Origin of the sequence: Geminicoccus roseus DSM 18922 (genome assembly GCF_000427665.1) — a bacterium.
In the GTDB taxonomy this organism is placed as follows: domain Bacteria; phylum Pseudomonadota; class Alphaproteobacteria; order Geminicoccales; family Geminicoccaceae; genus Geminicoccus; species Geminicoccus roseus.
Window position 1 is genome coordinate 5,211,462 of the sequence record NZ_KE386572.1, and the last position, 16,726, is coordinate 5,228,187.

The window sequence follows — 16,726 nt, forward strand, 5'->3', positions numbered from 1 at the left end:
CTGGCGCGGCGCCGACCCTTCCCTCACCCCGGATGCTGCATCGCCGCCACCAGATGGTCGGCCAGCAGCGCCGCGGCGCGGGGAAGGTTGGGTGCGCGGTGCAGCCGGGTCTCCAGGCCCGGCAGGGCGGGCATTCCCTCCGCCTCGCCCAGCCGCCGCAGCCGATCCGGGAAGGTGGCGGCCTTCACCACCGTCACCGCCAGCCCCTGGGCGGCCACCGCCTCGACCGCTGCCAGGCTGTGGCTCACAAAGGCGATCCGCCAGGGCCGCCCCTCGCGGTCCAGCGCCTCGGTGGCATAGCGGCGCAGGAGGCAGCCGCCCGGATAAAGCGCCAGCGGCACCGGGTCCTGCCGCTCGGTCTCGTGGCCCAGGCCGGTGGCCCAGACCGCCTGCTCGCGACGCACGAACTGGCCGGCGGCCTGCCCCTCCGGATGCAGGGCCAGGACCAGGTCGAAGGCGCTGCCGAGCCGGTCCGGCATGGTGGCGGTCAGGCCGGTTTCCATCTCCAGGCGGATATGCGGGTAGTCGCCGGCGAACCCGGCCAGGATCGCCGGCAGCACCAGAGTGCCATGGTCGTCCATCACCCCCAGCCGGACCAGTCCCTCGACCTTGTGGGCGCGCAGCCGCCCCACCGCCTCCTCGCCCAGCACCAGGATCCGCCGGGCATAGCCCAGCAGCCTCTCGCCGGCGGGGCTGAGCTCGACCTGCACGGTGGTGCGGTGGAACAGATCCACCTCCAGCCGCTCCTCCAGCCGCCGGATCTGCATGCTCACTGCGGACTGGGTGCGGTGCAGCGCCAGCGCCGCGCGGGTGAACGAGCGCTGTTCGGCCACCGCCACGAACGCCTTGAGCAGGTCGGGATCCAGGTCGGGCATGGTCATGGGCGATCGTGATGAGCCTCATCAGCTCAATGCCATTCCCTGATGAGTACCGGTCTGGCTATGCAGCAGGCAAGGAACCATGGCCGGGGGACGTCGGATGGAACTGCTGGGCGTGCTCGCCGCCATGCTCTCGAGCGGCCTGGGCGGGGCCTCGGTCGGAGTGACCCGCTACGTGGTGGCGGCAGCCGACCCGATCACCCTGGGCGTGTTCCGGTTCGGCGCCGGCTGCCTGCTCCTCCTGCCGGTGGCGATGCTGCGGCCGGAGCCCTGGCCGGCGCCCGCCGACTGGCCGGGCGTAGCCGGGCTGGGGATCCTGTTCTTCGCGGTCTTCCCGGTGCTGTTCAACGCCTCCCTGGCCTTCACCACCGCCGCCCGCGGCGCCCTGGCCCTCTCCACCCTGCCGCTGCTGACCATGCTGGTGGCGGCCTCGCTGCGCGTGGAGCCGCTGAGCGCCCGCAAGGCCATCGGCGTCGGGGTCGCGATGGCCGGGGTGGCGATCGGGCTGTTGGCCGATCTCGGCCAGGCGCCGGAGGGAGCCTGGCGGGGCGACCTGCTGATGGGGGGCGCCGCCCTGTGCATGGCGCTCTACAATGTCTGGTCCAGGCCGCTGATCCGCCGCTCCGGGCCGGTGCCGTTCACCGCCCTGGCGATGGCGGCGGGCGCTGGCTGCCTGGCGGTGATCGCCGCTGCCCAGGGCGGCTTTGCCGCCACCCTGCGGTTCGGGCCCGGCGAATGGGCCGCGGTGCTTTATCTGGGCGTGCTCGGAAGCGCCCTGACCTTCTGGCTGTGGGCGTTCGCCCTCCAGCACACCACGCCGACCCGGGTCGCGGTCGCGGTCACCGTCAACCCGCTCGCGGCCGGCCTCACCGGCGCTCTGATCCTGGACGAGCCGATGCGCTGGTCCCTGGGGGTGGGCATCGCCGCAGTGCTGGCGGGAATCGGGATCGCCGCCGGGGGCAGGCCGGCCGCCGGGAGCGCCACACCGGCGGCGGTCCCGCGCTAGGCCAGGACGGCGCGGCGCTTCAGCCCGGCGGATCAGAAGGTGCTGGTGACCTTGGACAGGGTGCGGGGCCGGTCCGGGTCGCGGCCACGGGCAAGGGCCGCGGCCGCGATCGCCGGATAGGCCAGCTGCAGGGCGGCCAGCGGCCCGTTGGCCGGGTCGATCGTTGGCAGGCGCCAGTGGTCGCCCGGCTGGTCGCCCACCAGGATCACCGAGGCGCCCTGGCCGGCCAGTTCCGCCGCGGCGGCCCGCACGTCGGCCCCGGTAGGCCCTGGCAGCGCCAGCGCCACCACCAGGAAGCCCGGTCCCACCACCTCGCGCGGGCCGTGGCGGACCTCGGCGGCGGACAGCGCTTCGGCGGACAGCCCGCAGGTCTCCTTCAGCTTCAGGGCGATCTCCAGCCCGGCGGACAGCCCGGCACCCCGGCCGAGCACGAAGGCATGCTCGGCGGCGACGAGCGGCCCGACCGGTAGCCCGCCGCTCTGGGCGGCGGTGGCCTCCAGGTCACCGGGCAGCCGCTCCAGGGCGGCGCGCAGGGACGCGTCCCCGGCAAGATCCGCCAGCAGGGCCTGGATCGCCGCCATCGAGCAGATCACCGACTTGGTGGCGGCGACGCTTTGCTCCGGCCCGGCCCGCTGGTCCAAAACGAACTCCGCGGCCGAACCCAGCGGCGATCCCGCGTCGTTGACCAGCGCCACGGTGCGAGCCCCGGCACGCCGCCCCCAGCTGACCACCTCGACGACGTCGGCCCCCCGGCCGGACTGGGAGATCGCCAGCATCAGCGCGCCCGCGACCCGCAGCCCGGCGCCGTCGCGGGTCACCAGGGAGGGCGGCAGCGACATGGTCGGCAGGCCCAGCCAGCGGGCAAGGCTCCAGGCGGCGAACGTGCAGACATGGTCGGAGCTGCCGCGACCGACCGTCACCGCCAGGGCCGGCGGCCTCGAGCGCAGCGCCGCCGCCACCGCCTGGCGCTCCTGGGCGCCAGTCTCGATCAGCCGGCGCACGGCTACCGGCGCGAAGAGCGCCTCCTGCTGCATCAGGCTGTCCGGTGCCATCCGATCTCTCCTGTTGGCCTTCGCCTCAGAGGCTGCGGTTGCGCTCCTGCCAGACCGCCGCCAGCCGGTCGTTATGAGCGTCGGAGCCTGGCAGCGCCGAGGCGCGCCAGACCGGCGGCGCAAAATCCTGCTCCAGAAGGCGCTCGGCGACCCGCCCGGCCAGCAGCTGCAGGAGCAGCGCCCCGCTCACGCTGGAGAACGCGCCGACCCGGAGGTCCTGGGCCAGTTCCACCACCGCATCCCCTTCGGGCGCGCCATTGTCCAGGACATGGTCGGCCAGCGCGAACAAGGACGGCCGCTCCGGCCGGCTGGCCGCGCAGGCGGGCGAGCCAAGCGCCAGCACGGTCAGCCCGCGCTCCCCGGCCAGCCGCGCCACCTCGACCGTGAGCGGGGTGGTGCCGCTCGACGAGATCGCGATCAGCACGTCGCCGGGCTGCCAGGCATGCCGGGCGACCATGGCCGGCGCCATCGCCGGCAGCCGCTCCAGGGCGGTCTCGACCGCGGCACCCTCGGCGAAGGCCAGCGCCGGGGACGCCATCGGCACAAAGCAGGCCGAGGTGCCGGCCCGGTGATGCAGTTCCAGCGCCAGGCACTGGCCATGCCCGGCGCCGAACAACCAGATCGTCCGGTCGGCCAGCACCGCCTGCACGCAGGCCTCGGCCGCGGCCTCCAGCGTTGCCCGGCCAGGACCCGCCGCCTGTGCCATGAAGGCCGAGAGATGCGCCAGATAATCGTCGATGACCTTGCTCATGGCCCTTGGCCTACCAGCATCCAAAGGCCGCGTCACCGGCCGCGGCGCTGCCGGAGCGGCGGTCGGGCGGGGACGGCGATCCGGAGCGGGCGGAAGCCGCCCGGGAGCGTGCTCACGGCCCGGCCGGATCCACCATCTCTTCTCCTGCCGGAGCGGCATGGTTCATCAGCAGGATCGAGATCCGGCGGTTGCGTGGATCCTCCGGCCGCTCGGGCAGGCGCGGCTCGGTGTCGGCCTTGCCGACCACCTCCGCGATCCGCGCCGCCGCCAGGCCCATCCCGGTCATCGCCAGCCGGGTGGCGTTGGCCCGGTCGGAGGAGAGCCGCCAGTTGTCGCTGCCGGCCCCGCTGGCGAACGGCCGCGAATCGGTGTGGCCGCGGATCGACAGGCGGTTGGGCTGGTCGGCCACCGCGGCCGCCACCACCTCCAGCAGGCGCAGCGCCTCCGGCGACAGGCGGTCGCTGCCGGAGGGAAACATGGCGAGGTTCTCCCGGTCGAGCAGCTCGATGCGCAGGCCGGCCTCGGTGCGGGTGACCTGCAGCTGGTTGCGGAACGGGGCCAGATCGTCGCGGGCAGCCAGGGCCTCGCGGATGCGGTCCTCGACCTGCGCGAACGTCCTGGCATCCTCGGCGTCGCCCGGCATGTCCAGGGCCGGGTCGTCGCCGACGGGTCCAAACGCCTGCACCACCCGGTCCGCCAGCTCGCTGTCGGTCTGCTCGCCGCGGGCGGGGGTCGGCGACAGGTCGAAGGGCGAGGCCGGTGGGATCTGGATGAAGCTCGGCGCCATCGCCATGCTGCCGCGCAGGATGCCGGCATCGCCGCCGGGCGGCAGCCGGCTGACCGAGCCGGGATCGGTGAAATACTCGGCCAGCCCCTCCAGCTTGGCCTTGCTGGTGGTCCCGAGCAGCCACATCAGCAGGAAGAACGCCATCATCGCGGTGACGAAGTCCGCGTAGGCGACCTTCCAGGCGCCGCCATGGTGTCCGCCATGGCCGGCCTCCACCACCTTGCGGACGACGATCCGGCCATCCTTCCTGGGCGCCATGGCCGGTCACGCCGCCATCGGCTCGGCGGGGATCTGCTGGAGCAGTTCCTCGACGGCCTGGAAGTTCGGCTGCAGGTGGGAAGGCACGCTGCCTCGCGCCAGCTCGACCGCGATCGGGGCGGCATGACCCTGCAGATAGGCCACCAGGCAGTCGCGGATGATCGCGTAGAACTGGGCGTCCTCCTCGTAGGTCTGCGCCAGGCGCGAGGCCATCGGCGCGAAGATCCCGTAGGACAGGAAGATCCCGAGGAAGGTGCCGACCAGCGCGCCGCCGATCATCTTGCCCAGGATGTCGACCGGCTGGTCGATCGCGGCCATGGTCTTCACGATGCCCAGAACCGCGGCGACGATCCCGAGCGCCGGGAAGGCATCGGCCATGGTCTGCAGCGCGCCCGAGTTCATCAGCTGCTCGCCGTGATGCTTCTTGAGCTGCCGGTTCATGCTGTCCTCGACCTGCATCGCGTCGTCCATGCTCATGGTCATCATGCGCACGGTGTCGGAGATGAAGTCGCAGGCGAAATGGTCGTGCTGGATCTTGGGGTAGCGGCCGAACAGGGCGCTTTCGTGCGGGTTGTCGATATGCGGCTCGAGCGCCAGCACGCCCTTGGTCTTGAGCAGCTTCACGATGGTGAACATCAGGCAGAGAAGGTCGCGATAGTCGTCCTTCTTCCATTTCGGCCCGGCGAACACCCGCTTGAGGTCGCGCAGCGCGCCCTTGACCACCTGGGTGCCGTTGGCGACCAGGAAGGTGCCGGCCCCGCCGCCGCCGATCATCATCAGCTCGAACGGGGCGGCCTTGATGATCAGGCCGAACTTGCCGCCTGCCAGCGCATAGCCGCCGAAGATCATCACGAACACGAGGACGAGGCCGATGATGGCGAACATGCGCGGACGGCGCCTCCGGTAGGTCTACCGGGGACACCATAGCCGCGATTCCTTGCCTATCCATTAACGGGCCCGGCTTTCCAGGCCCTTCCGTCAGTCGTTGGCGCGATGGGTCTCGCGCAGGAGGCGCTGCTTGTCGCGCTGCCAGTCGCGCTCCTTCTCGCTCTCGCGCTTGTCGACCATCTTCTTGCCGCGGGCCAGGCCCAGCTCGACCTTCGCCCAGCCGCGCTCGTTGAAGTAGATCGAGAGCGGCACCACGGTCAGGCCCTTACGCTGCACGGCCCCCTTCAGGCTGTCGATCTGCCGGCGGCGCATCAGCAGCTTCCGCGGCCGGCGGGTCTCGTGGTTGAACTGGTTGCCGCCGTGGAACTCCGGAATGTAGGCGTTGAACAGCCAGAGATCGCCCTGCATCTCGCCGGCATGGGCGTCGCCGATGGTCGACCGCCCCTCGCGCAGCGACTTCACCTCGGTGCCATTGAGCACCAGGCCGGCCTCGAACCGTTCATCGATGAAATACTCGTACAGAGCCTTGCGGTTCTGCGCGACGACCTTGCGGCCTTCCTGCTTCTTCGCCAAAGCGACCTTCTCAGTTCGTCAAGCCGACCGCGCGCAGCGCCGAGTCGATGCGTTCCTTCGATGCCGGCTGCGGCTCCACCAGCGGGAGCCGGAGCTCCGAGCGGCAGCGACCCAGCCGGGACAAGGCATATTTGGTGGGTGCCGGGCTGCTTTCACAGAACAGCGCCTGGTGCAGCGGCATCAGGCGGCGATGAATCTCCAGCGCCTCGCCGGTGCGGCCGGCGGCCCAGGCGTCATGCAGATCCGCGCACAGCTTCGGCGCGACGTTGGCGGTGACCGAGATGCAGCCATGGCCGCCATGGGCCAGGAAGGCCACGATGTTGGCGTCCTCGCCCGACACCTGCAGGAACTCGCTGCCGCAGGTCTCGGTGGTCAGCAGCGGGCGGACGATGTCGTTGGAAGCGTCCTTGACCCCCACGATCCGTGGCAGCTCGGCCAGCCGGCCCATCGTTTCCGGGGTCATGTCGACGATGCTGCGCCCGGGAATGTTGTAGATGATGATCGGGATGCCGGTCTGCTCGTGGATCGCATGGTAGTGGGCGTACAGGCCGGCCTGGGTGGGCTTGTTGTAGTAGGGCGTCACCACCAGGGCTGCGTCGGCGCCGGCCCGCTCGGCATGCTGGGTGAGGCTGATCGCCTCGGCGGTGCTGTTGGAGCCCGCCCCGGCGATCACCGGCTTGCGGCCGGCCACCACCTCGATGCACAGCTCCACCACCCGCTCGTGCTCGGCGTGGCTGAGGGTCGGGCTCTCGCCGGTGGTACCGACCGGGACGAAACCGTCGGTGCCTTCGGCGATGTGCCATTCGACCAGCTCGCGCAGCGCTTTCTCGTCGACCGCACCGTCGCGAAACGGAGTGACTAGCGCGACGATGGAGCCACGAAACATACTTTTCAACCTTCTGGTTCTTTCGGCTTGGAGCCGTGCCCGTGATCAACGATAGTCGCCTGCGCCTGCCTCCGGCAAGTCGGGGGCACGATCCCTTCGGGAACGGTTACGCGATGCGCAGCGCTTGGTTGCCCGACCTGGCCCCTCCACCCGGGTCCCCCGCCAGCTCCGCCCCTTCTTCCACCCCCTGCCCTCCCCTCCCGCGAAAGACCTGGTGGCGGCCCGCCCTGGCCGCGCTCGTGCTCGGCCTGGCGGTCCTGGCCGCACCGGGGCCGGCCGGCGCCGAGAGCGTGCAGGACGTGCTGCGCGCGGTCGAGGCCGGGCATTTCTCCTGGGCGCGCGCCAAGGCCGACGACGCCGGCGGCGACCTCCTGCGCGACTACGTGGCCTGGCGCGAGCTGCGCGACGGCAAGCCGCTGCCGGCGTTCGACAGGTTCGAGGCGTTCCTGGCCGGGGAGCCCGACTGGCCCAGCATCGGCCGGATCCAGCGCCGCGCCGAGGAGGCCATGGATGCCACCGTCCCGGACCAGGAGGTGCTGGCGTTCTTCGCCAAGCGCGACCCGGTCACCCGCCAGGGCCGGACCCGGATGGCCCTGGCCCTGCTGGACCAGGGCGACCGGGCGAACGCCGCGCGGATCGCCGGGCTGGCCTGGGTGGACGGCCGGTTCTCGGCCGGCGAGGAGCAGTATTTCCTGGTCCGTCTGGGCGAGCTGATCACGCCGGAGCAGCAGCGCGCCCGCCTGGATGCCCTGCTGGCGGCCGGCAGCCGGGACGAGGCACGCCGCCAGGCCAAGCGGCTCGACCAGGGCCATCGCCGGCTGGCCGAGGCGCGCATCCTGCTGCAGTCCGATTCCAGCGGCATCGACCGGGCCGTGGCCGCGGTGCCGGAGGCGCTCAAAACCGATCCGGGCCTGACCCTGGACCGGATCGCCCGGGCACGCCGGGACGGGCGCGACGCCCGGGCACGCGAGCTCCTGCTGCTGATCCGCAGCGCCAAGGCGCAGCCGGCCGCATGGTGGCGGGAGCGGCACATCCAGATCCGCGACCGGATCGATGCCGGCGCCTACAAGGAAGCCTACCGTTTGGCGGTGGCGCACCGGCAGCCCGAGGACCATCCGAGCTTCGCCGACGCGGAATGGCTGGCCGGCTGGCTGGCCCTGAGCTTCCTGGACCAGCCCAAGGACGCCGCCGCCCATTTCCAGAAGATGACCGACGCGGTCGGCTCGCCGATCAGCCTGGCCCGCGGCGCCTATTGGACCGGCCGGGCGCAGGCCAGGGCCGGCAAGCCGGAATGGGCGGCCGAGAGCTGGAGGGCCGCAGGCCGGCACGGCACCGCCTTCTATGGGCAGATCGCCTGGCTGGAGACCGGCCAGGCGCCGAGCCTCCCGTCGCTGGACTTCCCGGCCCCTGGCAAGAAGGCCGAAGCGGCGTTCGCGGAGCGCAGGCAGGTCAGGCTCGCGCGCCTGCTGTGCGCGCAGAACGGCAAGCCCCAGGCCGGGCCGATCCTGGCGCATCTGGCGGAGACGGCCCTGGACGATCCGGCGACGCTTGGCCAGGTGGCCGATCTCGCCGCCTCCTGCGACCGGCTGGACACGGTGGTGCAGACGGCCCGGCTGGGCCAGCGCGGCGGCGACCTGCGGGCCGCGGCCGCCTTTCCGGCACCGCCCTTCCTGGCCCTCATCGACCCGTCCGGGGTCGACCCGGCGCTGGTGACCGCGATCGCGCGTCAGGAGAGCCAGTTCGATCCCCGCGCGCAGAGCCCGAGCGGGGCGCTCGGCCTGCTGCAGCTGATGCCGGGCACCGCCAAGGCGATGGCGCGCAAGCAGGGCCTCGACTATGCCGCCTCCCGCCTGCTGACCGACCCGGTCTACAACGTCTCGCTCGGGCGGACCTACATGGCCGAGCAGCTGCGCCGCTGGGGAGAGCCGGCCCTGGCGATCGCCGCCTACAATGCCGGGCCCAGACGGGTCGACAGCTGGATTGCCCGCTATGGCGACCCGCGCGGCAAGGGGCTGCACCGGCTGATCGACTGGATGGAGCTCATTCCGTTCGCCGAGACGCGCAACTATGTTCAGCGGGTCCTGGAGGGCCGCAACGTCTACCGCCTGCGCTTTGGCTGGAATGCCGAGGTGGCCGGCCACCCGTTCGAACCGAGCTCCAGCGACCCGTCCTGAGCCGCCCGACCGTCCGCCCACCTCCCGGAGATCCGCCTTGCCCGCCGATGACGACCTGCCGCTCTCGATCGACGCGATCCGGGCGGCGGCCGAGCGCCTGGACGGCCTCGCCCTGCGCACGCCGCTCCTGGAGAGCCCGCTCCTGAACGCCCGGCTGGGCGGGCGGCTCCTGGTCAAGGCGGAGTGCCTGCAGCGGACCGGCAGCTTCAAGTTCCGCGGCGCCTACAACGCGGTCACCGCCGCCGGCGGCCGGCCGGTGGTGGCGTTCTCGTCGGGCAACCACGCCCAGGGGGTCGCCCACGCCGCCCAGATCTCCAACAACGCCGCGACCATCATCATGCCGGCCGATGCGCCGCGCACCAAGATCGAGAACACCCGCGCCTACGGCGCCGAGGTGGTGCTCTACGACCGCCGCAACGAGGATCGCGAGGCGATCGGCGCCAGGATCGCGGCGGAGCAGGACGCGGTGCTGGTGCGCCCCTACGACGACCCGCTGGTGATGGCCGGCCAGGGAACCGTGGGGCTGGAGATCGCCCAGCAGTGCCGGGCGCTCGGCATCGTGCCGGACGTGGTGGCGGCGCCTGCCAGCGGCGGCGGGCTGATCGCCGGCATCGCCACGGCGATCCGCGACAGCTTCCCGGACACCGAGCTGCGGGTGGCCGAGCCGGCCGGGTTCGACGACCATGCCCGCTCGCTGGAGCGCGGGGAGCGGGTCGCCCATGGCGGCGCCGGCCAAACGATCTGCGACGCGCTGATGGCGCCGATCCCGGGCGAGCTCACCTTTGTGGTCAACCGGCGGCTCCTGGCCGGCGGGGCGGTGGTGGACGACGAAGCAGTGCGCGACGCGATGCGGGCGGCGTTCCGGTTCTTCAAGCTGGTGGTGGAACCGGGCGGTGCGGTGGCGCTGGCCACCGTGCTGGCCGGCGTGGTGCCCGCCAGGGGCCGGACCGTGGTCGCGGTGCTGTCCGGCGGCAACGTGGATGCCGAGCTGTTCCGGGACGTGCTGGCGGAAAGCCCGGCGGCCCGATGACCGGCCAGCGGGAGACCCGGGTCGACTGGCCCACGGTCGACGGGCTGCGGCTGCGCTGCGTCACCTGGCGCGGCGAGGGGCAGCGCCGCGGCACCGTGGTGATCTGCAACGGCCGGACCGAGTTCGTCGAGAAGTACCAGGGCGTCGTGCCGGAGCTGCTGGAGCGCCGCTTCGACGTGGTCGCCTTCGACTGGCGCGGCCAGGGCCTGTCGGACCGGCTGCTGGCCGACCGGGCCAAGGGCCACATCGAGCGCTACGAGGACTACCAGGCCGACCTTGCCGCGATCACCGAGCTGGTCGAGGCGCGCCGCCTGCCCGGGCCGCGCCTGATGCTGGCCCATTCCATGGGCGGCCAGGTCGGCCTGCGCTTCCTGCACGACCGGCCGGGCTTCTTTGCCGGGGCGGCGATGACGGCCCCCCTGATCCAGATGCGGTTCGGCAACCTTGCCGCCTCGGCCGTCTCGGCCATGGTCCGGCTGATGTGCCTGATCGGCCGGGCGGAGGCCTATGTGCCGGGCCAGGGCCCCAGGCCCTACGCCTACCATCCGTTCGAAGGCAACGTGCTTACCAGCAGCGAGGAGCACTACCTGGCGTTCCGCGCCCTGCTCGAGGCCGATCCGGAGCTGCGCCTGGGCGGGCCGACCCATGGCTGGGTGCGCGCCGGGCTGCGCTCGATCGCGCAGACCCATCGGCCGGCCTATGCCGCGGCGATCCAGGTCCCGGTTCTCCTGGCGCGGGCCGAGAACGAGCAGGTGGTCGACAACCCCGCCATCGGCCAGATGGCCGAATGGCTTCCCAAGGGCGAACTGCTGGAGATCGCCCAGGCGCGCCACGAGATCCTGATCGAGCAGGCGCCGGCGCGCCGGGCGTTCTGGGACGGGTTCGACCGCTGGCTCAGCCGGATTCCGAGCTGAGCGCCGCCACCGTGCGGACGATCTCCTCGACCATCGGGTAGGTGAGCCGGTTGGTCTGCACGTTGTAGCGCGAGGTGTGGTAGCTGCAGACCAGCCGGGTACCCTCGTCGACCTGGTGGACCGCCCCGTGGCCGAACGGCAGTTCCGACGGCTTGCGGCCAAGGGCGCGCACCGTCGATTCGTGGGCAATCCGGCCCAGCACCAGCACGACCCGGGGCCGCGGCGGAACAGTCAGCTCGTCGACCAGGAAGCGCCGGCAGGTCGCCACCTCGGCCGGGGTCGGCTTGTTCTCAGGGGGCACGCAGCGTGCGGCGTTGGTGACCCGGCTGCCGACCAGACGGAAGCCGTCGGCCGGGTCCGCCCGGTACTCGCCCGCCGCCAGGCCATGCCTGGCCAGCGCCGCATAGAGGACGTCGCCGGCAAAGTCGCCGGTGAACGGGCGCCCGGTGCGGTTGGCGCCGCGCAGCCCGGGTGCCAGCCCCACGATCAGGAGGCGGGCATCGGCCGGACCGAAGGAGGGCACCGGCGCATGGTGCCAGCCGGGAAACTTCGCCCGGTTGGCAGCCCGGAACGCGGCCAGCCGCGGGCAGAGCGGACAATCCGCCGGCGGCACGGCACGCACCGCCCCCTGCCCGCTCAGCTCTCGACCTGCTCGTCGTCCTGCTCGTCCTCGCCGACCTCATTGTCGAGGTCATGGTCGTCGGCGGACATCGGCCGGTGGGTTTCCCGGGCGATCAGCGGCATCAGATCGGCCAGATCGACGAAAAAGTCGGCCTGGCGGCGCAACTCATCGGCGATCAGCGGCGGCTGGATCTTGATGGTGGAGATCACGGTGACGCGCTTGCCGCGCCGCTGGACCGCGTCGACCAGGCGCCGGAAATCGCCGTCGCCGGAGATCAGGACGATGTGGTCCAGGAAATGCGACTGTTCCATGATGTCGACCGCGATGTCGACATCCATGTTGCCCTTGTACTTCCGGCGGCCGGTGCTCTGGGTGTACTCCTTCAACGGCTTGGTCACCATGGTGTAGCCGTTGTAGTCCAGCCAGTCGACGAGCGGCCGGATCGGGGAGTACTCCTGTTCGTCCAGGAGAGCCGTGTAATAATAGGCCCGCACGAATCGGCAGGACAGATTGAACGTGCGCAACAACCTCTTGTAGTCGATATCGAACGCGAGGGCGCGTGCGGCTTGGTACAGGTTGGCCCCGTCGATGAACAGCGAGGTCCGATCGTCTGGGTGAAGGATATCAGAGGGCAGGAGCCCCATCGGGCCGCTCCGAGTGCGTTGTAATCTATTGTCCGCCGGGTGACGGAACACGTGACTTAGAGCGTGGCAATCCGCTCGGCAACCGCCCTGCGACCAGGGCGCACTGTTCAATCACCTTGTGGTTGTTGATGGTGACGGTATCATGCCCGTCCCTCCGGGATATTTCATCAGTGTCATCTCGTCGCTTTTCGTTCGGCAGCCGTTTGCACCCGGGCCTGCGATGCATTAGATGAGCGGACGACGTCGTTTTTCCCTCCCGGAGTCTGTTCATGGCCCGCATCACCGTCGAGGACTGCGTTGAGCGCGTCCCGAGCCGGTTCGAACTCGTCATGCTCGCAGCGCAGCGTGCGCGCGACGTGTCGGCCGGCGCCGCTCTCACCCTCGACCGCGACAACGACAAGAACCCTGTCGTGGCGCTGCGCGAGATCGCCGAGGACAAGGTCGAGCTGGACCATCTGCGCTACGAGATGATCCACGGCCTGCGTCGCCATGCCGAGGTCGGCAGCGAGGAGCCGGAGAGCCTGCAGGACGAGCTCGACGCGCTCATGCCTGCCCCGGATCTCGGCCAGATCGGCCAGATGCCGGAAGACGTGTCCTACCAGGACCAGGACATCGTCGAGGACGAGGGCTTCGATCGCTGAACACAGGCGAGGAGCGGCCGCGGTACGGGCAGCGGCGGCCGCCCCATCCATGGAGAACGCGGCGACCGTGAAGCTCGAAGCCGGTGACGAACTCCTTCTGAACCCGCCCGCCGAGGCGTCGGCGGAACCGGCCAAGCCGGCACCACGCCGCAAGATCCTCCGCCAGTACGAGCTGGTCGACCTGGTCCGGGCCTACGACCCGAACGTCGACGAGGAGCTGCTGGACCGCGCCTACGTGTTCACCATGCGGGCGCACGGCTCGCAGCTGCGCGCGTCGGGCGACCCCTATTACCACCACCCTGTCGAGGTCGCCGGCATCCTGGCCGGGCTGAAGCTCGACACCGCCTCGATCGCCACCGGCCTGCTCCACGACACCGTGGAGGACACCGGCACCACCAATGCCGAGCTGGCCAAGCTGTTCGGCAAGGAGGTGGCGCGCCTGGTCGAGGGGGTGACCAAGCTCAACAAGATCGAGCTGCAGTCGGCCGAGACCGCGCAGGCCGAGAATTTCCGCAAGCTGCTCCTCGCCATGAGCGAGGATATCCGGGTGCTGCTGGTCAAGCTGGCCGACCGGCTGCACAACATGCGCACGCTGCACTTCATCAAGAACGATGAGCGGCGCAAGCGGATCGCGCGGGAGACCATCGAGATCTATGCGCCGCTCGCCGAGCGGATCGGCATGGAATCGATGAAGGGCGAGCTGGAGGACCTGGCGTTCGCCGCCTTGTGGCCCGAGCATCGCGAAGGGGTGCTGCACCGCCTGGACACGCTGCGCCAGGGCGATGAGGGCCTGATCGAGCGGATCTGCACCTCCCTGCGCGAGACCCTGCACAAGGAAGGCATCGAGGCCGAGATCACCGGGCGGGTGAAGTCGCCCTACTCGATCTGGCGCAAGATGCAGAACAAGAACGTCAGCTTCGAGCAGCTCTCGGACCTGATGGCGTTCCGGGTGATCGTGGGCACGGTCGGCGAGTGCTACGCCTCGCTCGGCATCATCCACGGCAAGTGGCAGACCCTGCCCGGGCGGTTCAAGGACTATATCAGCCTGCCCAAGCCGAACGGCTACCGCTCGCTGCACACCACGATCCTGGGGCCGGAAGGACGCAAGGTCGAGATCCAGATCCGCACCACCGAGATGCACGAGGTGGCGGAGCTCGGCGTGGCGGCGCACTGGGCCTACAAGGACGGCGAGCGGCCGCGCGACGGGCGGCAGTTCCGCTGGCTGCGCTCGCTGCTCGAGATCCTGGAGCATGCCAGCGACCCGGAGGAGTTCCTCGAGCACACCAAGCTCGAGATGTTCCAGGACCAGGCGTTCTGCTTCACGCCCAAGGGCCAGCTGATCAGCCTGCCGCGTGGCGCTACCCCGGTGGACTTCGCCTATGCGGTCCATTCCCAGATCGGCGATTCCTGCGTGGGCGCCAAGGTCGACGGGCGGATCGTGCAGCTGCGCACCCAGCTGAAAAACGGCGACCAGGTCCAGATCATCACCGCCAAGGGCGCCACGCCCTCGCCGGCCTGGGAGCGGTTTGTCGTCACCGGCAAGGCGCGCTCGCGGATCCGCCGGTTCCTGCGCCAGCAGCGCCGCTCGGAGTTCATCGAGCTGGGCAAGGACCAGGTGGTCAAGCTGGCCGAGCGCGAGCACCTGCCGTTCAGCGAGAAGCACCTGGACAAGGCCCGCCAGGCTTTGTCGCTGAAAAGCGTCGAGGACCTGCTGGTCGCGGTGGGCGACGGCACGCTCCATGCCAAGAGCGTGGTCGACGCGGTGCGCAGCGAGCTGCAGCCGGCGCCGGTGCAGGAAGAGACCCTGCAGCCGCACCGCTCCAAGGGCGTGCCGATCGACCAGACCGAGCATGCCGGGCCGATCCGCGGCCTGCCGACCGGGGTGGCGTTCCATTTCGCCGGCTGCTGCCACCCGGTGCCGGGCGACCCGATCGTGGGCGTGGTGCGGACCGGCAAGGGGATCGCGATCCACCGGCTGGAATGCCGGACGGTGGCGGCCGAGGACCATGCCGGCCTGATGACGCTCGGCTGGAACGGCCGCCTCGCCGATGCCACCGCCCCCGCCCGCCTAGCGGTAATGGTGACCAACAAGCCGGGTGCCCTCGGCACGGTCAGCACGGTGATCGGCAAGCAGGGCGGCAACATCACCGACGTGCGGATGAACCGCAAGGACGAGGAGCTGTTCGAGATCGTGCTGGACGTCGAGGTCCAGTCGCGCGAGCAGCTCGACCAGATCCAGGCGGCGCTGCGCTCCAGCGCCATCGTCAACGGCGTGGACCGCCTGCTGATCGGCTGACCGGGCGGACTTGCCCGACCAGGATCGAGGAGCGGCCGCCTCAGGCGGCCCGCTTCAGCTCCAGCACCGCCCAGACATCGCTGAGCGCCTCGACCAGATGGTCGACCAGCGCGTCGTCGTGCAGCGGCGAGGGGGTGATCCGCAGGCGCTCGGTGCCCTTGGGCACGGTGGGATAGTTGATCGGCTGGATGTAGATGCCGTGGCGGTCCAGGAGCAGGTCGCTGGCCTGCTTGCAGCGCACCGGGTCGCCCACGAACACCGGCACGATGTGGGACGGGTTGTCCATCACCGGGATCCCGGCCGCCGCCAGCCGGCCGCGCACCGATGCTGCCCGCTCCTGGTGGCGGATCCGCTCGGCGTCGCTGGTCTTCAGGTAGCGGACGCTGGCCAGCGCCGCCCCGGTCACCGCCGGCGGCAGCGAGGTGGTGAAGATGAAGCCCGAGGCATAGGAGCGGATCGCGTCGATCAGCGCCCCGGAGCCGGCGATGTAGCCGCCCAGCGCGCCGAACGCCTTGCCGAGCGTGCCCTGGATCACCGTCACCCGGTGCTCCTGGCCCATCATCTGGGCGATGCCGCCACCCTGGTCGCCGTACATGCCGACCGCGTGGACCTCGTCCAGATAGGTCATGGCGCCGTAGCGCTCGGCCAGGTCCATGATCTCGCCGACCCGGCCGAAGCTGCCGTCCATGGAGTAGACGCCCTCGAACGCGATCAGCTTGGGGCGCTCGGGCGCGGTCTCCGCCAGCATCTGCTCCAGGTGCTCGACGTCGTTGTGCCGGAAGATCCGTTTGGGCGCGCCGCCGTTGCGGATCCCGGCGATCATCGAGGCGTGGTTCTTCTCGTCGCTGAACACGACGCCGTCGGGCAGGAGCCTGGCCAGGGTGGAGAGGGCCGCCTCGTTGGCGACATAGCCCGAGGTGAACACCAGGGCCGCTTCCTTGCGGTGCAGCCCGGCCAGCTCGCGCTCCAGCGCCACGTGCAGATGGTTGGAGCCGCTGATGTTGCGGGTGCCGCCGGCACCGGTGCCGTGGCAGCGCACCGCCTCGCGCCCGGCCTCGACCACCATCGGATGGGTGCCCATCCCCAGATAGTCGTTGGAGCACCAGATCACGACCGGGCGCGGTCCGTCGGGAGTATGGCGCAGTGCGCGCGGGAACGTGCCGACCTGCCGCTCAATATCGCAAAAGACCCGGTAGCGACCCTCTGCGCGCACGGCCGTGACCGCCTCGCGGAAGATGCGCTCGTAATCCATGATGTCTGTCCCGAGTCCTGGCGCCAACGTCTTATGGCACCGAATGTGCGACGGACGCTGGATGGATTCCAGTG

At 70.8% G+C, this 16,726-nt stretch carries 16 protein-coding genes; 6 read left to right on the top strand and 10 right to left on the bottom strand.

Annotated elements, in window-relative coordinates:
- Window positions 1-23: 23 nt before the first annotated feature.
- Entirely contained in the window at window positions 24-881 is an 858-nt protein-coding gene (locus GEMRO_RS0125470) for a LysR family transcriptional regulator (protein WP_027136267.1), read from the bottom strand.
- A 79-nt stretch (window positions 882-960) separates the two neighbouring features.
- On the opposite strand from GEMRO_RS0125470, the gene GEMRO_RS31865 reads away from it, so the two are divergent.
- Window positions 961-1,884 (top strand): DMT family transporter, encoded by a 924-nt coding sequence (locus tag GEMRO_RS31865; protein WP_035486017.1) that lies wholly within the window; start codon window positions 961-963, stop codon window positions 1,882-1,884.
- A gap of 32 nt (window positions 1,885-1,916) precedes the next feature.
- On the opposite strand, the gene GEMRO_RS0125480 is transcribed toward GEMRO_RS31865, so the two are convergent.
- The 6 genes from GEMRO_RS0125480 to dapA all read right to left on the bottom strand — a co-directional run bounded on the left by GEMRO_RS0125480 (window position 1,917) and on the right by dapA (window position 7,079).
- The gene (locus tag GEMRO_RS0125480; protein ID WP_027136268.1) at window positions 1,917-2,936 is read right to left on the bottom strand and encodes an SIS domain-containing protein; all 1,020 of its coding nucleotides are present in this window, start codon (window positions 2,934-2,936) and stop codon (window positions 1,917-1,919) included.
- A 25-nt stretch (window positions 2,937-2,961) separates the two neighbouring features.
- Window positions 2,962-3,687: a sugar isomerase domain-containing protein gene (locus GEMRO_RS0125485; RefSeq protein WP_027136269.1), complete on the bottom strand. Its 726-nt coding sequence runs from the start codon at window positions 3,685-3,687 to the stop codon at window positions 2,962-2,964.
- Window positions 3,688-3,799: 112 nt separating this feature from the next.
- Window positions 3,800-4,732, bottom strand: a complete 933-nt coding sequence (locus tag GEMRO_RS31870) for a flagellar motor protein MotB (RefSeq protein ID WP_051329478.1) — start codon at window positions 4,730-4,732, stop codon at window positions 3,800-3,802.
- Window positions 4,733-4,738: 6 nt separating this feature from the next.
- Entirely contained in the window at window positions 4,739-5,617 is an 879-nt protein-coding gene (motA, locus tag GEMRO_RS0125495) for a flagellar motor stator protein MotA (RefSeq protein WP_027136270.1), read from the bottom strand.
- Window positions 5,618-5,710: 93 nt separating this feature from the next.
- Window positions 5,711-6,193 carry an SsrA-binding protein SmpB gene (gene smpB / locus GEMRO_RS0125500; RefSeq protein WP_027136271.1) on the bottom strand — a complete coding sequence of 161 codons (483 nt, stop codon included), beginning with the start codon at window positions 6,191-6,193 and terminating at the stop codon, window positions 5,711-5,713.
- Window positions 6,194-6,203: 10 nt separating this feature from the next.
- The gene (gene dapA / locus GEMRO_RS0125505) at window positions 6,204-7,079 is read right to left on the bottom strand and encodes a 4-hydroxy-tetrahydrodipicolinate synthase (RefSeq protein WP_027136272.1); all 876 of its coding nucleotides are present in this window, start codon (window positions 7,077-7,079) and stop codon (window positions 6,204-6,206) included.
- A gap of 239 nt (window positions 7,080-7,318) precedes the next feature.
- Between dapA and GEMRO_RS31875 the strand changes: the two genes are divergently transcribed.
- From GEMRO_RS31875 to GEMRO_RS31880, 3 genes are read left to right on the top strand one after another with little or no spacing between them, the layout of a single operon-like run.
- Window positions 7,319-9,253 (top strand): lytic transglycosylase domain-containing protein, encoded by a 1,935-nt coding sequence (locus GEMRO_RS31875; RefSeq protein ID WP_051329479.1) that lies wholly within the window; start codon window positions 7,319-7,321, stop codon window positions 9,251-9,253.
- A gap of 37 nt (window positions 9,254-9,290) precedes the next feature.
- Window positions 9,291-10,283, top strand: a complete 993-nt coding sequence (locus GEMRO_RS0125515; RefSeq protein ID WP_240476772.1) for a threonine ammonia-lyase — start codon at window positions 9,291-9,293, stop codon at window positions 10,281-10,283.
- The gene (locus tag GEMRO_RS31880; protein ID WP_051329480.1) at window positions 10,280-11,197 is read left to right on the top strand and encodes an alpha/beta fold hydrolase; all 918 of its coding nucleotides are present in this window, start codon (window positions 10,280-10,282) and stop codon (window positions 11,195-11,197) included. Before GEMRO_RS0125515 ends, GEMRO_RS31880 begins: the two co-directional genes overlap by 4 nt.
- Here the strand turns inward: GEMRO_RS31880 and GEMRO_RS0125525 are convergent.
- Window positions 11,178-11,819, bottom strand: coding sequence for a uracil-DNA glycosylase (locus tag GEMRO_RS0125525; protein WP_027136274.1), 642 nt, complete (start codon window positions 11,817-11,819; stop codon window positions 11,178-11,180). The two genes, GEMRO_RS31880 and GEMRO_RS0125525, sit on opposite strands and share 20 nt — an antisense overlap.
- 14 nt (window positions 11,820-11,833) lie before the next feature.
- On the bottom strand, window positions 11,834-12,463 hold the full coding sequence (locus GEMRO_RS0125530; RefSeq protein ID WP_035486021.1) for a LabA-like NYN domain-containing protein: 630 nt from the start codon (window positions 12,461-12,463) through the stop codon (window positions 11,834-11,836).
- Between the two features lie 269 nt (window positions 12,464-12,732).
- Between GEMRO_RS0125530 and rpoZ the strand changes: the two genes are divergently transcribed.
- Window positions 12,733-13,104, top strand: a complete 372-nt coding sequence (rpoZ, locus tag GEMRO_RS31885; RefSeq protein ID WP_035486023.1) for a DNA-directed RNA polymerase subunit omega — start codon at window positions 12,733-12,735, stop codon at window positions 13,102-13,104.
- Window positions 13,105-13,258: 154 nt separating this feature from the next.
- Entirely contained in the window at window positions 13,259-15,400 is a 2,142-nt protein-coding gene (locus GEMRO_RS0125540; RefSeq protein WP_027136276.1) for a RelA/SpoT family protein, read from the top strand.
- Window positions 15,401-15,440: 40 nt separating this feature from the next.
- Here the strand turns inward: GEMRO_RS0125540 and hemA are convergent, their stop codons facing one another.
- Window positions 15,441-16,652 carry a 5-aminolevulinate synthase gene (gene hemA / locus GEMRO_RS0125545; RefSeq protein WP_027136277.1) on the bottom strand — a complete coding sequence of 404 codons (1,212 nt, stop codon included), beginning with the start codon at window positions 16,650-16,652 and terminating at the stop codon, window positions 15,441-15,443.
- Window positions 16,653-16,726 lie beyond the last annotated feature (74 nt).

Bases quoted from the DNA above. Each gene is read 5' to 3' on its own strand.
- GEMRO_RS0125470 (WP_027136267.1), bottom strand. From the start codon at position 881: ATGACCATGCCCGACCTGGATCCCGACCTGCTCAAGGCGTTCGTGGCG.
- GEMRO_RS31865 (WP_035486017.1), top strand. From the start codon at position 961: ATGGCCGGGGGACGTCGGATGGAACTGCTGGGCGTGCTCGCCGCCATG.
- GEMRO_RS0125480 (WP_027136268.1), bottom strand. From the start codon at position 2,936: ATGGCACCGGACAGCCTGATGCAGCAGGAGGCGCTCTTCGCGCCGGTA.
- GEMRO_RS0125485 (WP_027136269.1), bottom strand. From the start codon at position 3,687: ATGAGCAAGGTCATCGACGATTATCTGGCGCATCTCTCGGCCTTCATG.
- GEMRO_RS31870 (WP_051329478.1), bottom strand. From the start codon at position 4,732: ATGGCGCCCAGGAAGGATGGCCGGATCGTCGTCCGCAAGGTGGTGGAG.
- motA (WP_027136270.1), bottom strand. From the start codon at position 5,617: ATGTTCGCCATCATCGGCCTCGTCCTCGTGTTCGTGATGATCTTCGGC.
- dapA (WP_027136272.1), bottom strand. From the start codon at position 7,079: ATGTTTCGTGGCTCCATCGTCGCGCTAGTCACTCCGTTTCGCGACGGT.
- GEMRO_RS31880 (WP_051329480.1), top strand. From the start codon at position 10,280: ATGACCGGCCAGCGGGAGACCCGGGTCGACTGGCCCACGGTCGACGGG.
- GEMRO_RS0125530 (WP_035486021.1), bottom strand. From the start codon at position 12,463: ATGGGGCTCCTGCCCTCTGATATCCTTCACCCAGACGATCGGACCTCG.
- rpoZ (WP_035486023.1), top strand. From the start codon at position 12,733: ATGGCCCGCATCACCGTCGAGGACTGCGTTGAGCGCGTCCCGAGCCGG.
- hemA (WP_027136277.1), bottom strand. From the start codon at position 16,652: ATGGATTACGAGCGCATCTTCCGCGAGGCGGTCACGGCCGTGCGCGCA.